Source organism: Streptomyces sp. NPDC002669, assembly GCF_042889165.1.
Taxonomy (GTDB): domain Bacteria; phylum Actinomycetota; class Actinomycetes; order Streptomycetales; family Streptomycetaceae; genus Streptomyces.
On the sequence record NZ_JBIAQQ010000049.1, the window covers coordinates 1 to 26,080 of the forward strand.

Genomic DNA, 26,080 nt, shown 5'->3' on the forward strand with positions numbered 1-26,080 from the left:
GGGGGGGGGGGGGGCGGGGGGTTGGGGGGGGGGGGGGGGGTTTGGGGCCCCCGGTGGGGGGGGGGGGGCGGGGGGGGGGGGGGGCGGGGGGGGGGGGGGGCCCGGGGGGCCCCCCCCCGGCGACTGCGATTCATATGGACCAGATGGTGATCATCTCTTTCGTACGACGACGAAGTCCGCGAGCGCCGTGAGCTGCGCCCGCACGGTCTGCGGCATGTCGACCCGGTGCAGCGCCTCGATGGCGACCGCGTGCTGTCGACGGGCCTCCTGGGCGGTCCACTCGCGGCCGCCCGCCTCCTCGATGAGTGCCGCGCGGGCGGCGAACTCCTCTTCGGAGAAGCTGTCGAAATCGCTGCTCTTGGCGTCGGCCGCGAGCAGTTCGCCCAGGCGTTCCGAGGCCGGGCCGCCCGCGGCGAGCGCGGCGACCACCGGCAGCGACTTCTTGCGCTGGCGCAGGTCGCTCCAGGTCTGCTTGCCGGTGGACTCGGGGTCGCCCCAGATGCCGAGCAGGTCGTCGACGGCCTGGAAGGCGAGGCCGAGGTGGTAGCCGTACGCCTCCAGGGTGTCGGCGGTGCGGTCGTCGGCGCCGCCGAGCACCGCACCGATGGAGCAGGCGCAGGCGAGCAGGGCGCCGGTCTTGTTGCCCTCCATCTCCAGGCACTCCTCGACGGTGACCCGCTCGCGGTGCTCGTAGGAGATGTCCTGGGCCTGCCCGTCGATGAGCTTGCGGCTGGCGGCGGTCAGGCGGCGCGTGGCGCGGCCCGCCTCGACGGTGCCGAGCTCCAGCAGGATCTCGTTGGCGAGCGCGAAGAGCGCGTCGCCGACCAGGATCGCCTGGGCGGGACCGTGCACCTTCCAGACCGTGTCGCGGTGCCGCCGCTGCTCGTCGCCGTCCATCAGGTCGTCGTGCAACAGCGAGAAGTTGTGCACGAGTTCGACGGCCACGGCGCCGGGGATCCCGGCCTCGGCCGCGGCGCCGGCCGCCTCCGCGGACAGCAGGGCGAGCGCCGGGCGGACGGCCTTGCCGCCGTCGCCCTCGGCCGCCCGTCCCTGGGCGTCGATCCAGCCGAAGTGATAGGCGGCGACGGTGTCCATGGGCGGTGCGAGCCGGTCGACGGCGGCCCGGAGCACCGGCGCGGAAAGGGCCCGTCCGCGCTCCAGAAGCGCGGTGACGTCCGTGGTGTCGGCCACGGTGTCGAAAGCCGGATTCGCCGGGGTCACTGACTCTCCTCTTGTTCCGGTGGTACTGCTCATGCCGCCTCCTGCAGCGGATGTTCGTGGGAGCGGCCGAGCGCCCTCAACGCGGCGGACGCGGCGCTGAACCCACTGCGCACGGCACCCTCCATCGTCGCGGGCCAGCCGGTGGCCGTCCATGCTCCGGCCAGACACAGGCCCGGGGCGCGCGTGGCGGCGCCGGGCCTCAGCCGGCCGACCCCGGGGGCGGGGGCGAAGGTCGCCGTGCGCTCCCGGGTGACGAAGAAGTCCTGGACGCCGGCCCCGCGGGCGGCCGGCAGGAGCCGCTCCAGCTCGGGCAGGTAGCGCCTGCGCAGTTCGGCGACGGGGAGGTCGATCTCCTCGTGCGCGGCGGACTGGGACAGGGCGAGGTACTGGCCGGGGCCGGTGAGCCCCGAGGCGTCGGTGCGGTCGAAGACCCACTGGACCGGGGAGCCGAGCGCGGTGAAGAAGGAGCGGCGCAGCACCTTGCGGTCGTAGACGACGTGCACGTTGAGGATCGGCGAGGTGCCGATCTCCAGGAGCTTGTCCGGTTCGTCGAGCGCGCCGCCGGGCAGTAGTCCGTGGGCCTCGCGCTGCGGGACGGCGAGGACGACGGTGTCGGCCCCGAGCTGTTCGCCGTCGACGTGGACGGTCCAACCGCCGCCCTCCGCACGGGTGATGGCGGTGGCCTTGGTGCGCAGTTCGGTACGTACTCCGACGGCGTCGAGGGCCTCGCGGGCCAGCTTGTCGTGGATCTCGCCCAGGGGCACGCCGGCCCAGCCGATGTCGGCGGCGCCGGGGTCGGAGAGCAGCCCGGTCTTGAACACCTTCGCGGCGAGGGCCAGCGAGGAGTCGGGCGCGGTGGCGTTGAGCGTGGCGACGCCGACCAGGTCCCAGAGGGCCTCGACGGTGCGCGGCGACTGGCCGTGCCGGGCGAGCCAGCTGCCGAAGTCCACGGTGTCGAGCGCCGGGTCGTCCGGGTCCAGGCGGCCGAGGGCCAGTGCGGCGCGCCCGACGCCCGCCCGTTCGGCGAGCGAGAGGTGCGGATAGCCGGCGAGTCCGGCGGCGAGGTGGAACGGTACCGGCAGCGCGTTGCGGCGCAGCCGTCCCAGCCGGGGGCCCGAGGGGCGTCCGACATCGAGAACGGGCACGTCCAAACGGTTTTGCAGGGGGGCCAGCCGGGCGCCGCCGACCCGGTCGAGAAACCACTGGTAGGCGGTGCAGCAGCGCAGGTAGACGTGCTGGCCGTTGTCGATGGTCAGTTCGCCGCGCCGGAAGGAGAAGACGAGGCCGCCGAGGCGGGGGCGCCCTTCGAGGAGGGTCACCGCCAGCCCGGCGTCGGCGAGGCGCAGCGCCGCGGTGATCCCGGCGAGCCCGCCCCCGATCACGACCGCGCGGGAGGAAGGCGGGGCCTCGTTCGTCATGCGTCCTCCTTTCGTCGGGTCACTTCAGTCAGGGACGCGTCGGAACCGCGGAGGGTTGACCACTCAACGATTGTGTCCGTGCTGCACATGGTGCGCGAGATCTCCGTACGGCGCATCAGACACGCCCCCGGCCCGTCCGCCGGGAGACGTACCGGGCGTCGAGGCCCGACAGACCGCGCACCGCGACGTACGCCTTCTCGTGGCCCGGCAGCGAGACCCGGCCGCGCAGGACCGCCTCGGGGTCGCGCTCGATCCGGTCGAGCAGTCTGCGGTAGATGCCCGCCATGGCCGCGACGCACGCGCCGCTGCGCCGGTCGAGCATGGGCAGCAGCCGGTAGCCCTCGGCGAACAGGGTGCGGGCCCGGCGCACCTCGAAGTGGACCAGTCCCGCGAAGTCGGCGCCCTGCGGCGGGGTGGCCCGGTGGAACCCCGCCGAGCAGCCGAACTTGGCGAGGTCGTCGGAGGGCAGGTACGTGCGCCCGTTGCCCGCGTCCTCGCGGACGTCGCGCAGGATGTTGGTGAGCTGGAGCGCGAGGCCGAGCGTGTCGGCGTACTCCGCGGCCCGGTCGGCGCCCGGCGCGCCGGGTTCCGTGCCGAAGACGCCGAGGCTGAGGCGGCCGATGGCGCCCGCGACGCAGCGGCAGTAGACCTTGAGGTCGTCCCAGGTCTCGTACGTCGCTCCGCGCACGTCCATCAGCACGCCGTCGATCAGTTCGTCGAGCCCGTCGAGCGGGAGCGGGAACCTGCGCGCGGCGTCGGCGAGCGCGACGGCCACCGGGTCGGTGTCGTCGTCGTCCACCTCGCCGGCCCGGATCCGGTCCAGCACGGTGCGGGTGCCCTCCAGCCGGGTCCGCTTGGTCTCCGGATCGAGCTCGCCGTCACCGATGTCGTCGACACGACGGGAGAAGGCGTACAACGCCGACATGGCGTGTCGCTTCGCGGCCGGCAGCAGTCTGATGCCGTACGCGAAGTTGCGCGCCTGCTGTCCGGTGACCGCCTCGCAGTAACTGTATGCGGCCTGTACCGGTGCCGACATGTACGTCGTCTGGCCCTCCACGGTCCGGCTCACCCCTCTCTACGCGCTCTTCGCAGGACAACTCCCACCTCGCGCAGCAGGCCGGGCCTGGTGGGCTTGGGCGGTCCGGGCAGTACGTCGAACCCGGCGGCGGTGATCGCGGCGAGGGCCGCGCGCCCTCCGCCCACGAATCCGGCGAGGAGCAGCTTGAGCCTGCCGTGCACGCTGCCCACCAGGGGGATGCCCTCGTCCAGCAGCTGCCGGGCGCGTTCCGCTTCGTACGCGATCAGGGAGCGCACCGACGCGTTGGCCGAGGGGGCCGCCAGATCGGCCTCGTCGACGCGGAACCGCGCCATGTCCTCGGCGGGCAGGTAGATCCGGTCGCGGCCGAGGTCCTCGGTGACGTCCTGGAGGTGCTCGATGATCTGCAGGGCCGTGCAGACGGCGTCGGAACGGCGGATGCGTTCAGGACTGGCGGTCCCGGTGACCTGCAGGACCAGCCGGCCGACGGGGTTGGCGGACAGCTCGCAGTAGGCGAGGAGCTCGTCGTACGTCCCGTAGCGGCGGATCCGCTGGTCCTGCCGGTTCGCCTCGACGAGGCCGAGGAACGGCTCGGGAGTGAGTCCGCGGCGCCGCACGGTGGGGCGCAGTCCGCGCAGCAGGGGGTGGCGGGGTGCGTCGCCCGTGGTGTCGAAGACCCGGCGGAGATCGGCCTCGAAGGCGTCGAGCGCGGCGAGCCGGTCGTCGGCCGCCGCCGGGTCCAGGCCGAGGTGGCGGGCGTCCGCCCCGCCATCGGCGAGGTCGCCGTCGCCGATGTCGTCGACGAGGCGGGCGAAGCCGTACAGGGCCATCAGGTCGTCCCGCCAGTCCCGGGGCAGGAAGAAGGGGGCCACGGGGAAGTTCTCGTCGGCGGCCTTGTCGAGGGTGCCGGGCGCCGTGGCGTCGGGGTGCGCCTGCGGGGTGGGAGTCACCGGCGGCCGCCCGGTGCGGGGACGGCGTGAGCACCTCGGAGCTGGAGATCTTCCGTCATTGCCGTCACATCTCCCGTTCTACACTGCTGACCCAAAACATCCCATTCCGGACACGCCGCCCGCTCTGCCGAGTGCGGAGCGCTGCCTACGAGCCGTACGGCCAGGCGGTATCGCCCCACTTGCCTCGAATCAGCACCGGTACAGCTTACGTTGTACAACGCTCATCCATACGACGGGGTGCGGAGCACGCCGCGAGGGCGTTCCCCGCTCCGCCAACCTTTCCTGCACCCAAGGGGATTGACGTCATCCGCCGGTAGGAGATCTTGTCCCGGGCGTACCGCCGGGCGTGCAGGGGCACGGCGGCCGTCCATGATCCGGACAGCGGGACGGCCCCCGCCGGAATCCTCCGGCAGAGGCCGTAGCGGAACCGCGGGAGCGACTACTTCCCGGTCTCGCGCTCGTACGCCTTGAGCACCTCGTCCGTGGGGCCGTCCATCAGCAGCTCGCCCTTCTCCAGCCACAGGACCCGGTCGCAGGTGTCCCTGATGGACTTGTTGCTGTGGCTGACCAGGAAGACGGTGCCCGCCTCCTTGCGGAGCTCCCTGATGCGCTTCTCGGAGCGGATCTGGAACTTGCGGTCGCCGGTCGCCAGCGCCTCGTCGATCATGAGGACGTCGTGGTTCTTCGCGGCGGCGATGGAGAAGCGCAGCCGGGCGGCCATGCCGGAGGAGTACGTGCGCATCGGCAGGGTGATGAAGTCGCCCTTCTCGTTGATGCCGGAGAAGTCGACGATCCCCTGGTAGCGCTCGCGGATCTCCTCGCGGGACATGCCCATCGCGAGGCCGCCGAGCACCACGTTGCGCTCGCCGGTCAGGTCGCTCATCAGCGCCGCGTTCACGCCGAGGAGCGAGGGCTGGCCGTCGGTGTAGACCTTGCCCTTCTCGGTCGGCAGCAGCCCGGCGATGGCCCGCAGCAGGGTGGACTTGCCCGAACCGTTGGTTCCGATGAGGCCGATCGCCTCGCCCCGGTAGGCGGTGAAGGTGACGCCTCGCACGGCATGCACCTTGCGCACCCCGCGCGCCTCGCCCTTGCCTCGGCGCAGTATCCGGCTCAGCGCCGCGGTGGCGCTGCCCCTGCCGCCGCCCGCGCCGTTCACCCGGTAGACGATGTGCACATCGTCGGCGATGACGGTGGGGACGCGCCCCTGGGTCTTGTCGTCAGCCACGGCCGTACCGTTCCTCTGCCTTCCAGAAGTACACGAAGCCCACCAGGCCGACGACGAGCGCCCAGGCCAGCGCCACCATCCAGACGTGCGCCGGCAGGTTCTCCGTGCCGTACCCGTCGATCAGCGCGAAGCGGATCAGATCCATGTAGACGGCCGCCGGGTTGTACTGGAGGACGTCGGCGATCCAGGCCGGCTTGTCCTTGAGCATCACCGGGATGGAGAACATGACGCCCGAGGCGTACATCCAGGTCCGCATGACGAACGGCATCAGCTGGGCGAGGTCGGGGGTCTTGCTGCCGAGCCGGGCCATGATCATCGCCAGACCGGTGTTGAAGACGAACTGCATGGCCAGCGCCGGGATGATCAGCAGCCAGGACAGGCTCGGGTAGCTGCCGAAGGCCACGGCCACGACCCCGAGCACGATCATCGAGAACAGCAGTTGCTGGAGCTGTTGCAACGAGAACGAGACGGGCAGCGAGGCACGCGGGAAGTGCAGCGCCCGGACCAGACCCAGGTTCCCGGAGATCGCCCGCACGCCCGCCATCACCGAGCTCTGGGTGAAGGTGAAGACGAAGACCCCGGTCACCAGGAACGGGATGAAGACCTCCTGGGTCATTCCCTTCCTGGTGCCCAGGATCAACCCGAAGATCAAGTAGTAGACCAGGGCGTTGAGCAGCGGGGTCGCCACCTGCCACAGCTGGCCCAGCTTCGCCTGGCTGTACTGGGCGGTCAGCTTCGCCCTGGAGAACGCCATGATGAAGTGGCGCCGGCCCCAGAGCTGCCGGATGTACTCGAAGAGCCCGGGCCGGGCGCCGCTCACCGTGAGGCCGTACTTGGTGGCCAGCTCTGCCGGGCTCAGACCGTCGTCGGCGGATGGTGGGGTGCTCAGTGCGACCGCACCATCAGGGGTTGTGTCACTCACCAGATGAAACTCTCGTATTCAAGATGCGCAGCCAGTCGCGGGCGCGGCTCGGAGCGGACAGGTCCCATAGGGAAAACGTACGACTCATGCTCTCAGAAGGAGAGCTTCTCAGATCACGGGAGGTCGGCCGAGCCTGGTCAGCCGCCACACCGTGCGCCACTTCATCGGGCGGCGGGTGCCGCACGGGGTGGTCCAGCCCTCCCGGAAACCGCCGAACCACGCCTTCAGCGCCGGGACGGACGGCCTGCGCAGCAGGGTCAGCAGCAGCCACACCCCGAGGTAGACGGGGATCAGGGGGGCGGGCAGGTTGCGACGGGCCAGCCAGACCCGGTTGCGGGCCACCATGCGGTGGTACACCGCGTGCCGCGACGGGGCGGTCGTGGGGTGGTTGAGGACCATGTCCGCGCGGTAGTCGATCATCCAGCCGGCGTCCAGCGCCCGCCAGGCGAGATCGGTCTCCTCGTGCGCGTAGAAGAACCGGCCGGGCAGCGGTCCGACCTCGGCGACGACCTCGGTGCGCACGGCGTTGGCGCCGCCCAGGAAGGTCGTCACGCGGGAGGAGCGCAGCGGGTCGGAGGCACGCAGCCGCGGCACGTGGCGGCGCTGGGTGACACCGGTGTCCGGGTCGGCGATGCGGAAGCTGATGATGCCCAGCCGGGGGTCCGACTCGAACGCCCGGCGGCACAGCTCGGCGGTGTCGGTGAGCGGCAGCAGTCCGTCGTCGTCGAGGAAGAGCAGGACGTCCACGTCGCTGCCGGACGGGCCGAATGCCTCGATCCCGACGTTGCGGCCGCCGGGGATGCCGAGGTTCTCCGGCAGCTCGACGGTGCGCACCCCGGCGGGGACCTCCGGGACGGGGGCGCCGTTGCCGACGACCACCACCTCGACCCGATCGCCCTCCTGGCGGGCGACCGAGTCGAGGAGGGCGCGGAGCTCGTCCGGGCGGTTGCCCATCGTGATGATGACCGCGCCGACCTTCATGGGGGTGCTCACTTCAGCCTGCTCGACGCCAGGATCGACACGAGGTGCAGGAGGGTCTGCAGCAGCGCGATGCCGGCCAGCACCGCGACCATCAGACGGCTGAAGAACAGGTCGTCCCTGACCGCGTCGAGGACCGCCGCCGCCAGGATCACCAGCGACGCCTCGACCCCGAGGATCAGCCGGTGGAACTTGAGCGCTCCGGCGGCCCTGCGGGCGAACGCCATGCCGGACGAGCGCGGCTCGGACGCGGACTCCTTGACGGGCGGCAGGCCGCCCTGGTGGCGGGCGACCCCGACGAGGTCGGTCTCGGCCTTGATCAGGATCGCGCCGAGGGCGGCGAGCGTGCCCAGGAAGGCCCACAGCCAGTCGATCCGCCCGGAGCCCCACAGGTCGGCGGCGCGCAGGCCGAAGCCGACCAGCACGGCCGCGTCGCAGAGGTACGCGCCGACCCGGTCCAGGTAGACCCCGCCCAGCGAGAACTGCTTCTTCCAGCGGGCGATCTCGCCGTCCACGCAGTCGAGCAGCAGGTAGAGCTGGACCATGAGGACCCCGAGCAGCGCGCCGGGAATGCCCGGGACGAGCAGGGCGGGGGCGGCGAGCACGCCCGCGACGGTCATCAGGTAGGTCAGCTGGTTGGGGGTGACCCTGGTGTTCACCAGATGCCGGTCGATGCGCAGCGAGATCTCGCGCATGTAGAGCCGACCGGCCCAGTGCTCGCCGCTGCGCCGGTCCTTCACGCCCGGCGGGTGCACGACCGGGCGGAGTTCAGCTATGGATGGCTTTTGCATAGTCGGCGTACGCGTCCCTGATCTGGTCGGTGGACAGGTTGAGGTGTTCCAGGATCGTGAAGCGCCCGGGGCGGGTCTGCGGGGCGTACTCGACGGCCCGGACGAACTCCTCGGCGGTGAACCCGATCTCCTCGGGCAGGACCGGCAGCCCGTGCCGGCGCAGGGTCTCCGCCATGAGGAGGGACTCCTCGTGGGCGCCCCGCAGCCGCATCGCGAAGCAGGCGCCGAGGCCGACCTGCTCGCCGTGGCTGGCCGCGCGCCGGGGGTACAGCAGGTCGAAGGCGTGGTTGATCTCGTGGCAGGCGCCCGAGGCGGGCCGGGAGTCCCCGGCGACGGACATCGATATGCCGGTCATCACCAGGCCCTCGGCCAGCACCTTGAGGAAGGCGTCGTCGCCGATCCCGCCGGGGTGGCGCAGCACGGCCTCGCCCGCCTGCCGGGCCATGGCGGCGGCCAGGCCGTCGATCTCCTCGCCGGTGATCTCGTGGGAGAGCTCCCAGTCGGCCACGCAGGAGATGTTGGAGACCGCGTCGCCGATGCCGGAGCGGACGAAGCGGGCGGGGGCCCGGCGGACGATGCCGAGGTCGATGACCACGGCGATCGGGGTGGGGACCCCGTAGGAGCCCCGGCCGTTGTCGTTGTCCAGGGTCGCGACCGGCGAGCACAGGCCGTCGTGGGCGAGGTTCGTCGCCACCGCGACCATGGGCAGGCCGACCCGCGCCGCGGCGTACTTCGCCACGTCGACGATCTTGCCGCCGCCGAGGCCGACCACGGCGTCGTACCGGTTGCCCTTGATGTCGTCGGCCAGCTTGACCGCCGAGTCGAGGGTGCCGTCGGTCACCGCGTACCAGTCGGCGCCGGGCAGTGCGGGTTCCAGCCGCTCGCGCAGGGCGCGCCCGGAGCCGTCGCTGATCGCCACGGCGAGCTTGCCGGAGGCGGAGATCCGCTGGTCCGCGAGGAGACCGGCCAGGTCGTCCAGGGCGCCGCGACGGATGTCGACGACGACCGGGGACGGGATGAGCCGGGTCAGTACTGGCACGCGATCTCACGGCCCTTCGCGAGGTCGTCGTGGTTGTCGATCTCCACCCACGCCACCTCGCCGATGGGGGCCACGTCGATGGTGAAGCCGCGGTTCACGAGCTCCTGGTAGCCGTCCTCGTAGTAGAGGTCGGGGTCGCGCTCGAAGGTCGTCCTCAGGGCGTCGGCCAGCTCCGCGGCGGCCTCGGGCTCGATCAGGGTGACGCCGATGTACTCGCCGGTCGCGGTGGCCGGGTCCATCAGCTTGGTGATGTGCCGCACACCCCTGCCGTCCTCGGTGACGACCTTCATCTCCTCGTCCGCCAGCTGCTTCAGCGTGTCGAGGGCGAGGATGATCCGCCGGCCCTCGCCGCGGGCGGCGAGCAGGGTCTTCTCGACGGAGGAGGGGTGGACCGTGTCGCCGTTGGCCAGGATGACGCCGCGGCCCAGGACCTCACGGGCGCACCACAGGGAGTAGGCGTTGTTCCACTCCTCGGCCTTGTCGTTGTCGATCAGGGTGAGGGTGACGCCGTACTTCGCCTCGAACTCGGCCTTGCGGGCGTACACCGCCTCCTTGCGGTAGCCGACGACGACGGCGACCTCGGTGAGGCCGATCTCCGCGAAGTTGGCCAGCGTCAGGTCCAGGACCGTCTTCTCGCCGTCCACAGGCACGAGAGCCTTCGGGAGCGTGTCGGTGTAGGGGCGCAGACGCCGTCCTGCACCGGCTGCCAGTACGAGGCCGATCATGCGGGTTCTCCTTCGTCGTGAACGGCGGGTGCGCCTGAGGACACCCAGAAGCGGATGGACTCCACGAGCACCACCAGTGCCACGGCCACGGCGAGCGCGGTGAGTGCCGTGGTGAAGGTCGAGTGCCGGGTGAACACGGCGGCGAACACGGTCACCACCAGGGTGCGGCCCTCGTGCCCGCCGATCGTGCGGACCAGCCACCGGGGCGGCGCACCGGTGCCGCCGCGGATGCGGTACACCGTGTCGTAGTGATGGTAGGCGACGGCCGAGACCAGTCCGAAGGCCGCGGGAAGCGCCCCCGGGACGTCGCTGCGGGCGGCGAGGATCAGGACGGTGCAGTACTCCGCGGCCCTGAACGCCGGGGGCACGAGCCAGTCGAGCGCGCCCTTGAGCGGGCGGGAGACGGCCATGCCGGAGAGCATCGCGTAGACCACCGCGGCCAGGATGGTGTGCCAGCTGCCGAAGGGCTGGGTGAGCGCGGAGGCGATCATGAGCGCCCCGGCGAGCAGGGCCGTGACGGGGGCGCTCCAGCTGCCGCCGAGCCGGGGGCCGATCGCGGCGACGGTCTCGGCGAGCGGTCCGGAGTCGGCGAGGTCCGCGAGGGCCCGGGCGGCACGGTCGGTGCGCTTCGCCTTGCGGGTCAGCGAGCGCAGCAGCCGACCCGCGGTGGTGTAGCAGGCGGCGAAGGAGCAGCCGACGAGCAGGGCGTAGAAGACGATCCGGGGGGTGGTCACCGCGGTGAGGACCGCGATCATCGCCCAGCGCTCGCCGATCGGCAGCACGATCATCCGGCGCACCCAGACCGTCCAGCCGACGCTGTCGAGCTTGGTGGACAGGGCCGCCGTGGGGCTCGAATTGGCCACCGCGTCGTGGTTGGCCTCGTTGAACGAGAAGTCGATGACGTGGCGGCATGCCTGGAGCACCATCGCGCCCAGGGCGAGCGCCCACACGTCGTCGCCGCCCCGGGCGGCACCGAGGGCGAGGCCCGCGTAGTAGGCGTACTCCTTGGCCCGGTCGAAGGTGGCGTCGAGCCAGGCGCCCATCGTCGAGTACTGCAGCGAGTAGCGGGCGAGCTGCCCGTCGGTGCAGTCCAGGACGAAGGACAGGAGCAGCAGCACCCCGGCGGCGACGTAGCCGCCCCGGGTGCCGGTCGCCGCGCTGCCGGCCGCGATCAGCGCGGTCAGCAGGGAGGCGGTGGTGACCTGGTTCGGCGTGAGGCCGCGGCGGGCGCACCAGCGGGCGATGTAGCGGGAGTACGGGCTGATGAAGAACGTGGTGAAGAAGCCGTCGTGCGCCTTCACCGCGCTGCGCAGCCGCACCGCCTCGTCGTCGACCGAGGCCAGGGCGCTCTCCGCCTCGGCGCGCGCGGCGTCGTCCGTCGGTACGGCGGCGACCAGCGAGCCCAGCTCGGGGCGGCGCACCTCGGTGCCCCCGGCGTCCATGGCCGCGGCGAGGCTGCCCGGCACGGTGCGGTCGGTGACCGGGGCGCCGGGCGCGCCCGGGGACGTGCCCGCGCCGACGGCGGCGGTCGCGGTGTCCAGGGCCCGGACGAGCGCGGGGCGTGCCTCGGGCTGGGCGGTGAGCGCGCCGGGCACGGCGGCGGCGGGGAAGCGCGGGTCGGTCAGTCCGAGCCGGAGGGCGTGGACGTGGCCGATGAAACGGGGATCGACCAGTGCGACGCGGTGGTCGGCGGGGACGACCGAGATCAGCCGTGCGGCCTCGGCCACATCGGCGGCGACCCGTACGTCGAAGCCCAGCGACCGAAGATCGTCCGCGAGTGACGACCCGGGTACCGGTGCACCGGTGAGGATGGCGGTCGACAGACGAACTCACTCCTTGGTGCTGACGGGGTCGGCGCGCGACAGTGCGGTCCTGATGTGGACCGGCGGCACGTCGGCAGAGGCTATCGGATGAACGGAAGCGCGAGTTCACCGACCGTTTGTGCTCCGTTCGGGGCCGACCGGCATCGTGCGGCACCGCCCGCGATCATCATCGTCGATCCCCGCACCGCCTGACAAAAAAGCCCCGTCGCGAGAGGCCCCCGGCAGCGCGGCGCGCGCTTCGCAGCAGGGTCACCCGGTTCTCGGCAGCAGCCCGTCGGCGATCTCCCCAACCTCTCTGACCTGCAAGCATTTCCGCAGGTCAGAGCATATGACAACGGTGTTCAGTACCGTGTTGCCACATACCCCCCACCCGTAGTTCACTGGCAGTGCCCGGCCCCCGTCCGGGGGCCGGGCCGACGAGACGACCGGGAGGCATTTCCCATGGGGGCAGGGCACGACCACGGACACACGCACGGCGGGCCGACGACCGGCACCGCGGCCGCCGCCCACCGCGGGCGGTTGCGGATCGCGCTCTGCATCACACTCACCGTGATGGCCGTGGAGATCGTCGGCGGGGTGCTCTCCGGCTCGCTCGCCCTGATCGCCGACGCGGCCCACATGGCGACCGATGCCCTGGGGCTGGGCATGGCGCTGCTGGCGATCCACTTCGCCAACCGGCCGGCCGGGCTCAACCGCACCTTCGGCTACGCCCGCGCCGAGATCCTGGCCGCCCTGGCCAACTGTCTGCTGCTGCTCGGGGTGGGCGGCTTCCTGCTCTTCGAGGCCGTCGAGCGCTTCATCACCCCGGCCGAGACCAGGAGCGGGCTGGCCATCGTCTTCGCCCTCGTCGGCATGGTCGCCAACATCATCTCGCTGTCGCTGCTGATGCGCGGGCAGAAGGAGAGCCTCAATGTGCGCGGCGCCTATCTGGAGGTGCTCGCGGACACGCTCGGCTCGCTGACCGTGCTGGTCTCGGCGGGAATCATCCTGGCCACCGGCTGGCAGGCCGCCGACCCGATCGCCTCCCTGGTGATCGGCCTGATGATCGTCCCCCGTACCGTGAAGCTGTTCCGGGAGACGCTCGACGTCCTGCTGGAGTCGGCGCCCAAGGGCGTGGACATGGCCGAGGTACGGGCCCACATCGTCGCCCTGCCCGGGGTGCTGGACGTCCACGACCTGCACGCCTGGACGATCACTTCGGGGATGCCGGTGCTCTCCGCCCATGTGGTGGTGAGCCAGGAGATGCTCGACTCGATCGGGCACGAGAAGCTCCTCCACGAACTGCAGGGCTGCCTCGGGGGCCACTTCGACGTGGAGCACTGCACGTTCCAGCTGGAGCCGAGCGGCCACGCCGAGCACGAGGCCGGGTTCTGCCACTGAGTCCCCGCCCGGGTCCGGTGTAAGGTGCCCGCAGAGGCGTTCGAGTCTCCGCACCCGGGACGAGAACCCGTGCAAGAACCCGCGAAGAGGGCCCCGGCGGGGCCCTCGAAGAGAGGAGTTGAGGTTGATGACCGTCGCGACGGCGCCTTCCCGGCGCAGCATCCGGTCCTTCCTCAACTCCCGGGTTCTCGGCTAGCGCCCCGACTCGCACCGGGTCGACACCGTTGGCCGGAGCCCTCGTACACAAGGGTTCCCACGTTGACCGACAACGATCACGCCGTCCGTACCGAGGCGTTCTTCTCCCTGCACCACGGCCTGCCCCGGCAGGGCCCCGGCTCCGACGCCACCACCCGGCGGCTGCTGGAGTTCGCCGGCCCGCTGCCGCGCCGTCCGCGCGTGCTCGATCTGGGCTGCGGGCCCGGCCGGGCCGCGCTGCTGCTCGCCGCGGAGGCCGGCGCCGAGGTGACCGCCGTCGACCTCCACCGGCCGTTCCTCGACGAGTTGCGCGCGGCGGCCGACGCCCGGGGGCTCGGCGACCGCGTCCGCACCGTGCGGGCCGACATGGCCGAGCTGTCCGGCCCCGACTTCCCGGACGGGTCGTTCGACCTCGTCTGGGCGGAGGGGTCCGCGTACCTCATCGGTTTCGACGCCGCGCTGCGGGACTGGAAGCGGCTGCTCGCCCCGGGCGGCTCCCTCGTCGTCACCAATTGCGTCTGGACGACCGATGCCCCGACGGCCGGGGCGCGCGCCTTCTGGGACCGGCAGACCCCGCTGCGTCCTCTGGCGGCCGACACCGCTGCGGCGGTGGCGGCCGGCTACCACGTCCTGGGGACGCTGGTGCAGCCCGACAGCGACTGGGACGAGTACTACGGCCCGCTCGCCGCGCACGTCGAGGCCGCGGACCCGTCGGCCCCCGGCATGGAGTGGGCGCTCGCGGCCACCCGTGAGGAGCTGGCGGTACGGCGCGACCACGGCACGGAGTACGGCTACGCCGGCCACGTGCTGCGTCCCGTCGATCCCCGGTGGCCGGCCAGGCCGGAGACCGGCGCGGACCGGGCCGCCGTGTTCGCGGTCAACGCGGCCGCGTTCCCCACTCCGGACGAGGCCGCGCTCGTGGACGCGCTGCGCGACGATCCGGCGGCCTGGCTGCCGGGGCTCGGCCATGTCGTGACGGACGGCCCGGACGGGGACGTGGCCGCGTACGCGCTGCTGACCCGGTGCCGGGTCGGTGACACGCCGGCCCTGGCACTGGCCCCGGTGGCGACGGCCCCGGGCCATCAGCGGCAGGGGGCGGGCCGGGCCGCGGTGCGGGCGGCGCTGGACGCGGCCAGGCTGCACGGCGAGTCACTCGTTCTGGTACTCGGACATCCCGAGTACTACCCGGCGTTCGGCTTCGTGCCGGCGTCGCGGTACGGGATCCGGCCGGGCTTCGAGGTCCCCGACGAGGCGATGATGGCCCTGGTCCTCGACGGGTCCGTGCCGGTCCCGCGGGGCACGATCCGTTACCCGGCCGCCTTCGGCGTCTGAGGCACCGTCCGGCCCCGTCGCACTCCGCCGGTGCGGCGGGGCCGGACATGCCAGACCCCGTAGTGCGGACAAGCGGCTTTTGTACGGCAGACTTGGCCGGACTCGACGGGACCGGCGCACGGGGCCGGGACCACAGCGAAGGATGGGTATGCCGACCACACCAGCCCCCTCGGCGAACAGCTCGTCGAAGGGCACCGCAGAAGCGATCATGCTCGAACTGGTCGACGAGAACGGCGCCACCATCGGCACCGAGGAGAAGCTCACCGCCCATCAGCCGCCCGGCCAACTGCACCGCGCCTTCTCCGTGTTCCTCTTCGACGAGCGGGGCCGGCTGCTGCTGCAGCGTCGCGCGCTCGGCAAGTACCACTCCCCCGGTGTCTGGTCGAACACCTGCTGCGGCCACCCCTACCCCGGTGAGGCGCCCTTCGCCGCCGCCGCCCGGCGCACGTACGAGGAGCTGGGGGTCTCCCCCTCGCTGCTGGCCGAGGCGGGCACGGTCCGCTACAACCACCCCGACCCGGCCTCCGGGCTGGTGGAGCAGGAGTTCAACCACCTCTTCGTGGGGATGGTGCAGGACCTGCCGCGCCCCGACCCGGAGGAGATCGGCGAGACCGCGTTCGTCACCGCCGACGAACTCGTCGAGCGGCACGCCCGGTCGCCGTTCTCGGCCTGGTTCATGACGGTGCTGGACGCCGCGCGCCCGGCGATCAGGGAGCTGACCGGACCGTCCGCCGGCTGGTGACGGGCGGACGGCACCGGGGGCGGGCGGTCAGGGCCGCGGGCTCAGCGGCAGGGCCGCCCAGATGATCTTCCCGCCGCCTGCGGTGTGTTCGACATCGCAGGCTCCGCCCGCCTCCCGGGTGATCTCCCGGACCAGCAGCAGGCCGCGCCCGCCGGTCTGCCCGTGGTCCGTCTCCAGGGCCGTCGGGCGGTAGGGGTGGTTGTCCTCGACGGAGACCCTGACCCACTCCTCGCCGACGGCCACCTCGACAGCGAGTTCCGGCGAGAGCAACGCGGCGTGCTTCACCGCGTTGGTGACCAGTTCGGAGACGATGAGCAGCAGCCCCTCGGCGATGTCGTCGTCCACCGGCACGCCCTGGCGGTTCAGCAGATCGCGCACCGCGCGCCGGGCCTGCGGTACGGAGACGTCCACGGCCGGGGCGGTGAACCGCCAGACTCCCTCGTACGACACGGGCCGGGCGGGGACACTCCCGCGGCTCTCCATAGTCCGGTACCCGCTCTCCACTCGATGGTGACTGCACGTCGGGTACAGAGTGCGGGGCGTAGTCGGCCCGAGCCGCGCTACTGAACACAAGTCGACTTCTATTGACGGCTTTTGACCGGAGAAGACCGAAAGAATCATTCCTTCGACCACTTGTGTCGCTCTTCCGACGGTGAGGCCGACGGGTCCCCGGTCACCCTCCGTTCCGAGGTCATGGAATCCGAGACCATCGAGACGACGCGGCGGCCGCCCAGCCCCATCGCGAGCAGGCCGAGCCCGTCGAAGAGCAGCGCCAGCGAGAAGAAGAGCCCCAGGACGTAGAGGCTGCTGTGCGGCCAGTCGAAGAGCACCAGCAGCCCCAGCAACAGCCCGAAGACCCCTTGCAGGAGCGTCCAGCCGAACTGCGGGCCGCGCACCACGACGCTGCCCACCAGGCGGAACACCCCGCCGGTCAGGAAGAGCAGCGCGGCGAACATGGTCAGCGCCTCGGCCGTGCCCTGCGGATGGCGGATGACGACGACCCCGGCGGCGATGTTCAGCGCGGCCACCACGACGCCGAGCCAGAAGTAGTTGGTGCCCCGGGAGTCGATGGCGTGCAGCAGCCCGACGAAGCCGCCGATCAGCAGCAGCCAGCCGAACAGGAGCATCGAGGTCAGCGTCGCGAGACCGGTGTACACGAGGCCCACCAGACCGGCCACGACGAGCAGTGTGCCCAGGACGGCGAGCCGGCCGAAACTGCGGCGCAGCCTCTTGCCCTCGGTTGCGGGATCGGCCATGGGAAGCTCCTCACGGTGCGTGCCTGGTCGGCGACCCCTTCTTGATCATAGGTTCGAACCGGGCGGATAGCATCCGGCGCATGGACCGTACGGAACCCCGGCTGGAGCACCACGTCGCGAACGGTGTCGCCACCGTCGTCATCACCAACCCCGCGAAGCGCAACGCGATGACGGCCGCGATGTGGAGCGCGCTGCCCGTCCTGCTGGAACGGCTGGCGGCCGACCCGGCGGTCCGGGTGCTGGTGCTGACCGGCGCCGGGGACACCTTCTGCGCCGGTGCGGACATCTCCTCGCTCCGGGAGAGGACTGGCGATCCGCAGGCGCTCGCCGTGGCGGCCGAGGAGGCGCTGGCCGCGTTCCCCCGGCCGACCCTCGCGGTGGTCCGGGGCTACTGCGTGGGCGGCGGCAGCCAGCTCGCGGCCGCCTGCGACCTGCGGTTCGCGGCCGAGGGCGCGTCCTTCGGGGTCACCCCGGCCAAGCTCGGCATCGTGTACGCCGCCTCGTCGACCCGGCGGCTGGTGGCGCTGATCGGCCCGGCCGCGACGAAGCACCTGCTGTTCTCCGGCGAGCTGATCGACACCGCGCGGGCGCTGCGGACCGGGCTGGTGGACGAGGTGCTGCCGGCCGACGGGCTGGACGAGCGGGTCGGGGCGTACACGGCGACCCTGGCGGCACGTTCGCAGCTGACCCAGGCCGCGGCGAAGGAGTTCGCCGCCGGGCGCGAGGACCGGGACGCGTACTGGGCGCAGCAGGCGCGCCGCAGCGGCGACACCGCGGAGGGTGTCGCCGCCTTCCTGGAGCGGCGCGCGCCCCGCTTCACCTGGACGACCGGGGCGTGACGGCCCGCCCTACCGGAGCAGGTAGTGGCGCTGGGCGCGGAACTCCTCGACCAGGGCCGCCGGGGCCTTGTCCGGCGAGCCCGCGTCGTACGGCGGCCGCGGGTCGTACTCGGTCAGCAGCTGTACGGCCATGGCGTGCTCGTCGCCCTTCATCCGGCCGAGCAGGGTGAGCCCCATGTCGATGCCGGAGGAGACCCCGGCCGCCGTGACGTACTTGCCGTCGATGACGACGCGCTCGCCGGTCGGCTCGGCGCCGAAGGTCTTCAGCGCGTCCAGCAGGAGCCAGTGCGAGGTGGCGCGGCGCCCCGTGAGCAGCCCGGCCGCGGCGAGCAGCAGCGAACCGGTGCAGACCGAGGTGGTCCAGGTGCTGGTGGCGTCGGCGGCGCGCAGCCAGTCGAGCAGCACCCCGTTCGCCATCTGGTCCTGCTGGCCGGGGCCGCCGGGCACGATCACCACGTCCGGGGCCGGGACGTCGGCGAAGGTCCGGTCGGCGACGAGCGAGAGGCTTCCGGTGTCGTTGCGCACGGGTCCGGGCCGCTCGGCGACGAACACGCTCTCGCCGCCGGGGACGCGGGCGAGCATTTCGTGGGGCCCCACCGCGTCGAGTGCGGTGAAGCGGTCGTAGAGGACGATCGCGATCTGCATGGGAGTCCTTTCCGCGGTCGGCCACCGGCGGGGTGCCGGTGATCGGTGGTCAGTGGTCGGCGGGGTGGGCGCGGAAGCGCCTGCGGTATTCGGCGGGGGCCGTGCCCAGGGCCTTGACGAAGGCACGGCGCATGGCCTCCGGGGTGCCGTAGCCGCAGGCGCGCGAGATGCCGAGGACCCCGTCGGTGGTGTCCTCCAGCAGCCGGCGGGCCTGTTCGAGCCGTACGCGTTCGACGTAGCGGCCCGGGGTCAGGCCCGTCTCGGCCCGGAAGGCGCGGGCGAAGTGGCGGGGCGAGAGCCGGGCGCGGGCGGCGAGCGCGCCGATCGAGAGGTCCTCGTCCGGGTGCTCGCCGATCCACCGCTGGACCTCGCGCAGCGGTTCGCGCCGGGCGGTCTGGGCGGTGAGCTGGGCGCTGAACTGCGCCTGGTTGCCGGGCCTGCGCAGGAAGACCACGAGGTGGCGGGCGATGGTCAGGGCGATCTCCCGGCCCCGGTCCTCCTCGACGAGGGCGAGGGCGAGGTCGATGCCCGCGGTGACCCCGGCGGAGGTGGCCAGCCGGCCGTCCCGCACGAAGATCGGGTCCGGGTCGACCTCGACGGCCGGGTGGGTGCGGGCGAGGTGGTCGCAGACCGTCCAGTGCGTGGTCACCCGGTGCCCGTCCAGCAGCCCGGCCGCGGCGAGCAGCAGCGCGCCCGTGCAGACGGAGACGAGGCGCTCGGCCCGCGGGGCGTTGGCCCGCAGCCAGTCGACGAGGGCCGGGTCGGGGGTGCGGGTGCCCTCCCCGCCCGGGACCAGCAGGGTGTGCGGCATCCGCGCGTCGGCGAGGCCGCCGTCCGGGACGAGGAGCAGGCCGCTGCTCGTGCGGACCGGGGCGCCGTCGAGCGAGGCGGTGCGCAGTTCGTACCCGGGCCCGGGGAAGTGGGAGGCCCCGGCGAAGACCTCCATCGGTCCGGTCACGTCGAGGCTCTGGACGCCGTCGTACAGGACGACGAGCACGGATCGCTGCGTCATGTCCGCCATCCTGGGCGGCGCCGGGGCACGGCCGCAATGACGAGAAACCCACCTTTCCTGCCATGCCCGGTCGCGGGGCGGGACGGCCCGGGGCGGCGGGGGCCCGAGGGGCGGCGGGGGCCCGAGGGGCGCCGAGGAGTGCGGGGCCCGGAGGTGCCGGGCGGGCGGGGCGCCGAAGGGCGCCCGGGGGTTCCGGTGCGTACCGACCAGTCGGTAGCGTGCCGGCATGAGTACTCTTCCGCCGCTCGCCGGACGCCGCTGCCACAACGCCATCAACCCGCTGCACTCGACGGTCTACTTCTCGCCGGACCTCGGCAAGGAGTTCGCGGAGCTCGGCATCGACGACTCCAGCGCCGTCTACTTCGCCACGCGTTCGGCGGCGATGGGCGCCGTCGGTCCGGGCACGGTCACCGCGGCCTTCTACAACTTCAACCACGAACTCGTCTCCCGGCACCTGCCCGCCGTGTGGTCCGTCGCCCCGCCGGAGGCGGCCCTGGAGGCCCGGCTGCGCGCCGCCGACTCCACGCTCCGGCGGCTGCTGGGCGAGGAGGTCATCGCCTCCCCCGAGCTGGCCGAGGCGGCCGGGCTGGCGCTGCGCGCGGCCGAGGGGTGCACCCGACACGCCCGGCCGCTCTACGCCGCCCACGCCGACCTCCCGGTGCCCGAGGAGCCTCATCTGGCCTACTGGCACGCCGGCACGCTGCTGCGCGAGCACCGCGGCGACGGCCACATCGCCGCGCTCCTGACCGCCGGGCTCGACCCGCTGGAGGCCCTGGTCAGCCACACGGCGACCGGCAAGGGGATGTCCCCGCGCTGGGTGCTCGCCAGCCGGGGCTGGCACCGCGACGACTGGGACGCCGCCCGCGAACGGCTGCGCGGGCGCGGACTCCTGGACGCCGAGGGCGAGTTGACCGAGGCGGGCGTCGCGCTCCGGGCCGAGCTGGAGGAGACCACGGACCGGATGGACGCGGCCCCGTACGAGCACCTGGGCGCGCAGGGCGTGGAGCGGCTCACCGAGCTGGCGCGCGGCTTCCTCATCACGGCGGCGTCGGCGGGCGCGTTCCCGGCCGACCTGATCGGCAAGGGCTGACGCCCGGATCCGGCCACGAGGGGTGGCGCGGCGCCGCCACCCCTCGTGGGCCCGGTCATGGGCGGTCGTCCGGAGCGGCCGGGCGACACGGCGCCCGGCCACCCGGCACAATGCAGGCGGAGGGGCCCCGCCCCGGTAAGCACAGCCCGTACGAGAAGGCGAGTCGGTAGAACCGTGACGACGTCCATCGAAGGCAGGATCGCCGAGGAGCTCGGCGTACGCGAGCGGCAGGTGAAGGCGGCCGTCGAGCTGCTCGACGGCGGATCGACCGTGCCGTTCATCGCGCGCTACCGCAAGGAAGCGACCGAGATGCTCGACGACGCGCAGCTGCGCACGTTGGAGGAGCGGCTGCGGTATCTGCGGGAGCTGGAGGACCGCCGGAAGGCGATCCTCGACTCGGTGCGCGAGCAGGGCAAGCTGGACGAGGCGCTGGAGGCGCAGATCCGGGCCGCCGACACCAAGGCGCGCCTCGAGGACATCTACCTGCCGTTCAAGCCCAAGCGGCGCACCAAGGCGCAGATCGCCCGCGAGGCGGGGCTCGAACCGCTCGCCGACGGCCTGCTCGGCGATCCCTCGGTGGATCCGCTCGCCGCTGCCGCCGCCTTCGTCGATGCCGACAAGGGGGTCAAGGACGGCGCGGCGGCGCTGGAGGGGGCGCGCGCCATCCTCACCGAGCGGTTCTCCGAGGACGCGGACCTGATCGGCGAGCTGCGCGAGCGCATGTGGACGCGCGGGCGGCTGGCCGCCCGGGTGCGGGAGGGCAAGGAGGAGGCGGGGGCGAAGTTCGCCGACTACTTCGACTTCGCCGAGCCGTTCACCGAGTTGCCCTCGCACCGGGTGCTCGCGATGCTCCGGGGCGAGAAGGAGGACGTGCTCGACCTGGTCCTGGAGCCGGAGGAGCCGTCCGAGGCCCCTGGCCCCTCGACGTACGAGAACATGGTCGCCCGGCGCTTCGGGGTGAGCGACCGGGGCCGTCCCGGCGACAAGTGGCTGGGCGACACCGTGCGCTGGGCCTGGCGGACCCGCATCCTGGTGCACCTCGGCATCGACCTGCGGCTGCGGCTGCGCACGGCGGCGGAGGACGAGGCGGTGCGCGTCTTCGCGTCGAACCTGCGCGACCTGCTGCTGGCCGCGCCGGCCGGGACGCGGACCACGCTCGGGCTCGACCCCGGTTTCCGTACGGGGGTGAAGGTCGCCGTCGTCGACGCGACCGGCAAGGTCGTCGCGACGGACGTCATCCACCCGCACGTGCCCGCGAACAAGTGGGACCAGTCGCTGGCCACGCTGGAGCGGCTGGCGAAGGCCCACGACGTCGACCTGATCGCGATCGGCAACGGCACCGCGTCCCGCGAGACCGACAAGCTCGCCGGTGAACTCATCGACAAGCACCCGGAGTTGAAGCTCACCAAGGTGATGGTGTCGGAGGCGGGCGCCTCGGTGTACTCGGCGTCGGCCTTCGCCTCGCAGGAACTCCCGGACATGGACGTGTCGTTGCGCGGCGCCGTCTCCATCGCGCGGCGGCTGCAGGACCCCCTCGCGGAGCTGGTGAAGATCGACCCGAAGTCGATCGGTGTCGGCCAGTACCAGCACGACCTGTCCGAGGTGAAGCTGTCGCGCTCGCTGGACGCGGTCGTCGAGGACTGTGTGAACGGTGTCGGCGTCGACGTCAACACGGCGTCCGCGCCGCTGCTCTCGCGGGTGTCCGGGATCAGCTCGGGGCTCGCGGAGAACATCGTCGCGCACCGCGACGCCAACGGCCCCTTCCGGTCCCGCAAGTCGCTCAAGGACGTGGCGCGGCTGGGCCCGAAGGCGTACGAGCAGTGCGCGGGCTTCCTGCGGATCCGGGGCGACGACCCGCTGGACGCCTCCAGCGTGCACCCGGAGGCGTACCCGGTGGTGCGGGCGATGGTGAAGCGGACGGGCGGCGACGTCGCCTCGCTGGTCGGCAACACGGGGGTGCTGCGGTCGCTGCGGGCCGACGACTTCGTGGACGAGAAGTTCGGTCTGCCGACGGTCACCGACATCCTGAAGGAGCTGGAGAAGCCGGGCCGCGACCCGCGTCCGGCGTTTCGCACGGCCACCTTCAAGGAGGGCGTCGAGAAGATCGGCGACCTGGCGGCCGGGATGGTGCTGGAGGGCGTCGTCACCAATGTCGCGGCGTTCGGCGCGTTCGTGGACGTCGGTGTGCACCAGGACGGTCTGGTGCACGTGTCGGCGATGTCGCGGACGTTCGTGAAGGACCCGCGGGACGTCGTGAAGCCGGGCGACATCGTGAAGGTCAAGGTCATGGACGTCGACATCCCGCGCAAGCGGATCTCGTTGACGCTGCGGCTGGACGACGAAGCCACGGGTTCGGCGGCGCCGGGCGGCGAGCGGGGCGGACGTCCGCCCCGCCAGCGCCAGGGCCAGGGACAGGGCGGCGGTCAGGGGCGCGGTGGCCAGGGGCGCGAGCGGCGCGGTGGCGGCGCTCCGGCCCGTCCGGCCCCGGCGCCGGTGAACAGCGCGATGGCGGACGCCCTGCGGCGGGCCGGGCTGGCCGATCCGGAGCGGGGCGGCAGGAAGCGGTGACAGGGCGGGAGGGGCGCGCCCGCGGCGCGCCCCTCCCCCGGTCCCGTCCGGTCCCCCGACGCGGGGGCCGGCCGTCCCGGTCGGTCAGCCGACGAGTTCCAGGCCGTCGGCGACGACCCGGCCCGCGTGCAGGACCGTGCGGTCGTCGCTGCGGTCCATGACGGCGGACGTCACCGTCTCGCCCTCGACCAGCAGCAGATCGGCGGCGTCGCCCACCGCGACGCCGGGGCGGTCGGCGACGGAGCTCAGCCGCAGCAGGTCCGGGTGGAGGATCGAGGCGCCGCCGCGGCCGGCGACGGCCACGCAGTGCTCGATCAGTTCGTCGGCGCGGTAGCGGTTGGTGAAGGCCAGTTGCCAGGTCCGGTCCAGCATGTCCCCGTTGCCGTAGGGCGACCAGAAGTCGCGCTGGCCGTCCTCGCCCAGGCCGACGCGCACACCGGCGGCCGTCAGTTCGGCCAGCGGCAGGGCCCGGTGCTGGGCGGGGGCCACGGTCGCCATCGCGATGTCCAGTTCCGCGAACTCCTCGACGAGCCGTCGTGTCGTCGCCTCGTCCACGCCGCCGAGGTCGTACGCGTGCGAGATCGTCACCCGGCCGGCCATGTCGAGGGCGCGCACCCGTTCCAGGATGAGGTCGACGCTGAACACGCCCAGCGCACCGGGTTCGTGGAGGTGGACGTCGATCGGTGCCCGGTGGCGCTCGGCGAGGCCGAAGAGGACGTCCAGGTGGCGCACCGGGTCCCGGTCCAGGGTGCAGGGGTCGATGCCGCCGACGACGGCCGCGCCCGCGGACAGCGCCCGGTCCATCAGTTCCGGCACGCCCTTCTCCCTGAGCAGCCCGGCCTGCGGGAAGGCCATGATCTCGACCTCGCACCGGCCGGCGTGCGCCTCCTTGGCGGCGAGGACGCCCTCGAACCGCTCCAGTCCGCAGTCCGCGTCGATCTGCGCGTAGCTGCGGACCCGGGTCGTGCCGCGCCCGATCATGCGGCCCAGGGTGTGCGTGGCCCGTTCGGCGACGCTCCATTCGTCCTCGCGCCAGTGGGCGCGGTCGTTCATGGTCATGGCCCAGACGCCGGGGCCGCCGGTGTGGGGGCGGAAGGGCAGGCCGATCCGGGTGGAGTCAAGGTGGCAGTGGACGTCGGAGAACGACGGCAGGGCGAGCCGGCCCCGTCCCGCCACGGTCTCGCCGGCCGTGGCACGGTCCGGGTCGTGCGGGGCGAGCGCGGTGATCGTGCCGTCCTCGATCTCGATGTCGCACGGCTCGCCGCCCCAGGGACGGACGTTCGTGACCAGCATGGAATGCTTCTCCTTCGGTCTGGGGTGCCGGCCCGCGGGGCCGGGACCGGGCAAGCCGGGCGGTCCGCTCACCCGGAGGGTTCCCGGAACGGCGGGAACGTCGGCGGGAACAGCTCCGCGGTGTCGCGGCGGAGCAGGTCGCGCTCGCTGTACGCGGCGCGCATCCGGTCGAACAGTTCCTGGGCGCGGCGACGCAGGTTCGCCAGGTCGATGCCGGGGATCCGGCCGTCGGTCATGACCGGGCGCCCCGCCACGACGGAGTGACTGGCCTGCCGGGCGGTGCCGTTGAGCAGGAAGGTGCGGACGGGGTCGTCCTGGACGCCGTCGCGGATGTCGTCCAGCCGGAACGCGACGAGGTCGGCCTGTGCGCCCGGTTCCAGCCGTCCGAGGTCGGTGCGGCCGAGCGCGCGGGCGCCGCCGAGGGTGGCCGCCTCGACGTAGTGTTCGGCGGGCGCCGCGTCGGCGCGGCCGTCGACGACCTTCGCGAGGTGGACGCCGAGGTCCATGCCCCGGATCAGGTCCGGCGGGAAGGAGTCGGTGCCCAGGCAGAGGTTGACGCCTGCGCGCCGGTACGCGGCGAAGGAGTGCAGGACCTGTCCGTAGCGCAGCGAGGTCTGCGGGCAGTGGACCACCGAAACGCCCGCGGCGGCGAGGATCGCCAAATCGCCGCGGTCCTCGCCGTGCACGTCGGGGTGCCGGTCGATCACGATGCCGTGCGGCACGAGGAGCCGGGTGTCCAGCAGCCCGGTGCGCTCCAGCAGGCGCAGCGGGGTGGTGCCGTGCAGTTCCCGTACGAGGTTCCGTTCGGTCGTGCCCTGGAGACAGTGCAGGCGTACGAGGGCGTCGCGCCGCCGGGCGGCATCGGCGGTCTCCCGCAGGAGTTCCACCGTGAGCGTCTCGATGCGGCACGGCAGCAGCACGCCGTTGACCAGCGGGTCGGCCAGGGCGGCCGTGTGGTCGAGGAAGCGCAGGGCGTCCCGCAGCCCCGCGCGGCCGCGTTCCTCGTCGAACTCGACGCCCCGGCCGCCGTCGGGCAGGGTCACGTTGACGCCGGACCGGTAGGCGGGTCCCAGATAGCCCCGCAGACCGATCCGCCGGGACGTCTCCGCCATGTCGACGAGTTCGTCGTACGGCTCGGCCCAGGCGCTGTGGATCTCCGACGCGATGGGCATGTAGGTGGTGATGCCGTGCAGCGCCAGCTGGACGAGTGCGTACTCGCGGACGGTGGCCCGTTCCGCGGGGGTGAGAACGTCGTGGCGCCGGTCGGTGAAGTACTCCCGCGACCAGAGGAGTCCGCCCTCGCGTTCCGGAGCCGCCCACGAGTCCAGGACGAGGTGGTCGATGTCGGTGAGGGCGTCCAGGTCGATGAGGCCGGGCATCACCAGCGCCTCGCCGAGGTCCAGTTCCTCGTCCACCGGGCCGTCGTACCGCGTCCCGACGTACACGATCGTGTCCCCGTCCCACACGATCTCGCCGTCGCGCAGCAGCGCGTGGGTTCCGTCGCGGTGGGCGAGGACGTGGGCGGCGCGCCAGCGGGTTCGCACGGGGGTCTCCTGCGGATGCGGTGTCAGGACCGTTCCGGCCGGACGGCGGTCCACGG

Annotated in this window: 23 protein-coding genes; 6 read left to right on the forward strand and 17 right to left on the reverse strand. The window is 72.7% G+C overall.

Annotated elements, in window-relative coordinates:
* Window positions 1–150 precede the first annotated feature (150 nt).
* From ACFYW1_RS37530 to ACFYW1_RS37580, 11 genes are all read right to left on the reverse strand, one after another.
* Window positions 151–1,254 (reverse strand): polyprenyl synthetase family protein, encoded by a 1,104-nt coding sequence (locus ACFYW1_RS37530; protein WP_187438956.1) that lies wholly within the window; start codon window positions 1,252–1,254, stop codon window positions 151–153.
* Window positions 1,251–2,639 (reverse strand): hydroxysqualene dehydroxylase HpnE, encoded by a 1,389-nt coding sequence (hpnE, locus tag ACFYW1_RS37535; RefSeq protein ID WP_389004062.1) that lies wholly within the window; start codon window positions 2,637–2,639, stop codon window positions 1,251–1,253. Before hpnE ends, ACFYW1_RS37530 begins: the two co-directional genes overlap by 4 nt.
* A 115-nt stretch (window positions 2,640–2,754) precedes the next feature.
* Window positions 2,755–3,708, reverse strand: a complete 954-nt coding sequence (gene hpnD, locus ACFYW1_RS37540) for a presqualene diphosphate synthase HpnD (RefSeq protein ID WP_389004064.1) — start codon at window positions 3,706–3,708, stop codon at window positions 2,755–2,757.
* Window positions 3,705–4,625 (reverse strand): squalene synthase HpnC, encoded by a 921-nt coding sequence (hpnC, locus tag ACFYW1_RS37545; protein ID WP_389004066.1) that lies wholly within the window; start codon window positions 4,623–4,625, stop codon window positions 3,705–3,707. Before hpnC ends, hpnD begins: the two co-directional genes overlap by 4 nt.
* A gap of 439 nt (window positions 4,626–5,064) precedes the next feature.
* A complete protein-coding gene (locus tag ACFYW1_RS37550; RefSeq protein ID WP_148840905.1) occupies window positions 5,065–5,850 on the reverse strand; it encodes an ABC transporter ATP-binding protein in 786 nt (261 codons plus the stop codon).
* Window positions 5,843–6,772: an ABC transporter permease gene (locus ACFYW1_RS37555; RefSeq protein ID WP_389004069.1), complete on the reverse strand. Its 930-nt coding sequence runs from the start codon at window positions 6,770–6,772 to the stop codon at window positions 5,843–5,845. The genes ACFYW1_RS37550 and ACFYW1_RS37555 overlap by 8 nt, the downstream gene beginning before the upstream one ends.
* Window positions 6,773–6,880: 108 nt before the next feature.
* Window positions 6,881–7,765 carry a glycosyltransferase family 2 protein gene (locus tag ACFYW1_RS37560; protein WP_389004071.1) on the reverse strand — a complete coding sequence of 295 codons (885 nt, stop codon included), beginning with the start codon at window positions 7,763–7,765 and terminating at the stop codon, window positions 6,881–6,883.
* Entirely contained in the window at window positions 7,762–8,541 is a 780-nt protein-coding gene (locus tag ACFYW1_RS37565) for a CDP-alcohol phosphatidyltransferase family protein (RefSeq protein ID WP_356932475.1), read from the reverse strand. Before ACFYW1_RS37565 ends, ACFYW1_RS37560 begins: the two co-directional genes overlap by 4 nt.
* Complete coding sequence (locus ACFYW1_RS37570) at window positions 8,519–9,580, reverse strand: iron-containing alcohol dehydrogenase family protein (RefSeq protein WP_389004073.1); 1,062 nt, start codon at window positions 9,578–9,580, stop codon at window positions 8,519–8,521. Before ACFYW1_RS37570 ends, ACFYW1_RS37565 begins: the two co-directional genes overlap by 23 nt.
* Entirely contained in the window at window positions 9,568–10,305 is a 738-nt protein-coding gene (locus ACFYW1_RS37575) for a sugar phosphate nucleotidyltransferase (RefSeq protein ID WP_389004075.1), read from the reverse strand. The genes ACFYW1_RS37570 and ACFYW1_RS37575 overlap by 13 nt, the downstream gene beginning before the upstream one ends.
* Window positions 10,302–12,128 (reverse strand): DUF5941 domain-containing protein, encoded by a 1,827-nt coding sequence (locus tag ACFYW1_RS37580; RefSeq protein ID WP_389004108.1) that lies wholly within the window; start codon window positions 12,126–12,128, stop codon window positions 10,302–10,304. Before ACFYW1_RS37580 ends, ACFYW1_RS37575 begins: the two co-directional genes overlap by 4 nt.
* A gap of 441 nt (window positions 12,129–12,569) precedes the next feature.
* Between ACFYW1_RS37580 and ACFYW1_RS37585 the strand changes: the two genes are divergently transcribed.
* From ACFYW1_RS37585 to idi, 3 genes are all read left to right on the forward strand, one after another.
* A complete protein-coding gene (locus ACFYW1_RS37585; RefSeq protein ID WP_389004077.1) occupies window positions 12,570–13,508 on the forward strand; it encodes a cation diffusion facilitator family transporter in 939 nt (312 codons plus the stop codon).
* 258 nt (window positions 13,509–13,766) lie between these two features.
* The gene (locus tag ACFYW1_RS37590; RefSeq protein ID WP_389004079.1) at window positions 13,767–15,035 is read left to right on the forward strand and encodes a GNAT family N-acetyltransferase; all 1,269 of its coding nucleotides are present in this window, start codon (window positions 13,767–13,769) and stop codon (window positions 15,033–15,035) included.
* A gap of 148 nt (window positions 15,036–15,183) precedes the next feature.
* Complete coding sequence (gene idi, locus ACFYW1_RS37595; protein WP_389004081.1) at window positions 15,184–15,777, forward strand: isopentenyl-diphosphate Delta-isomerase; 594 nt, start codon at window positions 15,184–15,186, stop codon at window positions 15,775–15,777.
* Window positions 15,778–15,804: 27 nt separating this feature from the next.
* Here idi and ACFYW1_RS37600 read toward each other — a convergent pair whose 3' ends face one another.
* Window positions 15,805–16,260: an ATP-binding protein gene (locus ACFYW1_RS37600; RefSeq protein WP_356932468.1), complete on the reverse strand. Its 456-nt coding sequence runs from the start codon at window positions 16,258–16,260 to the stop codon at window positions 15,805–15,807.
* 134 nt (window positions 16,261–16,394) lie between these two features.
* Complete coding sequence (locus tag ACFYW1_RS37605; protein ID WP_389004084.1) at window positions 16,395–17,033, reverse strand: HdeD family acid-resistance protein; 639 nt, start codon at window positions 17,031–17,033, stop codon at window positions 16,395–16,397.
* 80 nt (window positions 17,034–17,113) lie between these two features.
* Here ACFYW1_RS37605 and ACFYW1_RS37610 point away from each other — a divergent pair, with 80 nt between their 5' ends.
* A complete protein-coding gene (locus tag ACFYW1_RS37610; RefSeq protein ID WP_389004086.1) occupies window positions 17,114–17,872 on the forward strand; it encodes an enoyl-CoA hydratase/isomerase family protein in 759 nt (252 codons plus the stop codon).
* Window positions 17,873–17,881: 9 nt separating this feature from the next.
* Here the strand turns inward: ACFYW1_RS37610 and ACFYW1_RS37615 are convergent, their stop codons facing one another.
* Together ACFYW1_RS37615 and ACFYW1_RS37620 are read right to left on the reverse strand one after the other, a co-directional pair.
* Window positions 17,882–18,517 carry a DJ-1/PfpI family protein gene (locus ACFYW1_RS37615; protein ID WP_389004088.1) on the reverse strand — a complete coding sequence of 212 codons (636 nt, stop codon included), beginning with the start codon at window positions 18,515–18,517 and terminating at the stop codon, window positions 17,882–17,884.
* A gap of 49 nt (window positions 18,518–18,566) precedes the next feature.
* Window positions 18,567–19,529, reverse strand: a complete 963-nt coding sequence (locus ACFYW1_RS37620; protein WP_389004090.1) for a GlxA family transcriptional regulator — start codon at window positions 19,527–19,529, stop codon at window positions 18,567–18,569.
* Window positions 19,530–19,755: 226 nt separating this feature from the next.
* On the opposite strand from ACFYW1_RS37620, the gene ACFYW1_RS37625 reads away from it, so the two are divergent.
* Window positions 19,756–20,619, forward strand: a complete 864-nt coding sequence (locus ACFYW1_RS37625; protein ID WP_389004092.1) for a hypothetical protein — start codon at window positions 19,756–19,758, stop codon at window positions 20,617–20,619.
* A 174-nt stretch (window positions 20,620–20,793) separates the two neighbouring features.
* Window positions 20,794–23,187, forward strand: a complete 2,394-nt coding sequence (locus ACFYW1_RS37630) for a Tex family protein (protein WP_389004094.1) — start codon at window positions 20,794–20,796, stop codon at window positions 23,185–23,187.
* 84 nt (window positions 23,188–23,271) lie between these two features.
* Here ACFYW1_RS37630 and ACFYW1_RS37635 read toward each other — a convergent pair whose 3' ends face one another.
* A complete protein-coding gene (locus ACFYW1_RS37635; protein WP_389004096.1) occupies window positions 23,272–24,480 on the reverse strand; it encodes an amidohydrolase family protein in 1,209 nt (402 codons plus the stop codon).
* Window positions 24,481–24,548: 68 nt separating this feature from the next.
* Window positions 24,549–26,024: a chlorohydrolase family protein gene (locus tag ACFYW1_RS37640; protein ID WP_389004098.1), complete on the reverse strand. Its 1,476-nt coding sequence runs from the start codon at window positions 26,022–26,024 to the stop codon at window positions 24,549–24,551.
* Between the last annotated feature and the right edge of the window lie 56 nt (window positions 26,025–26,080).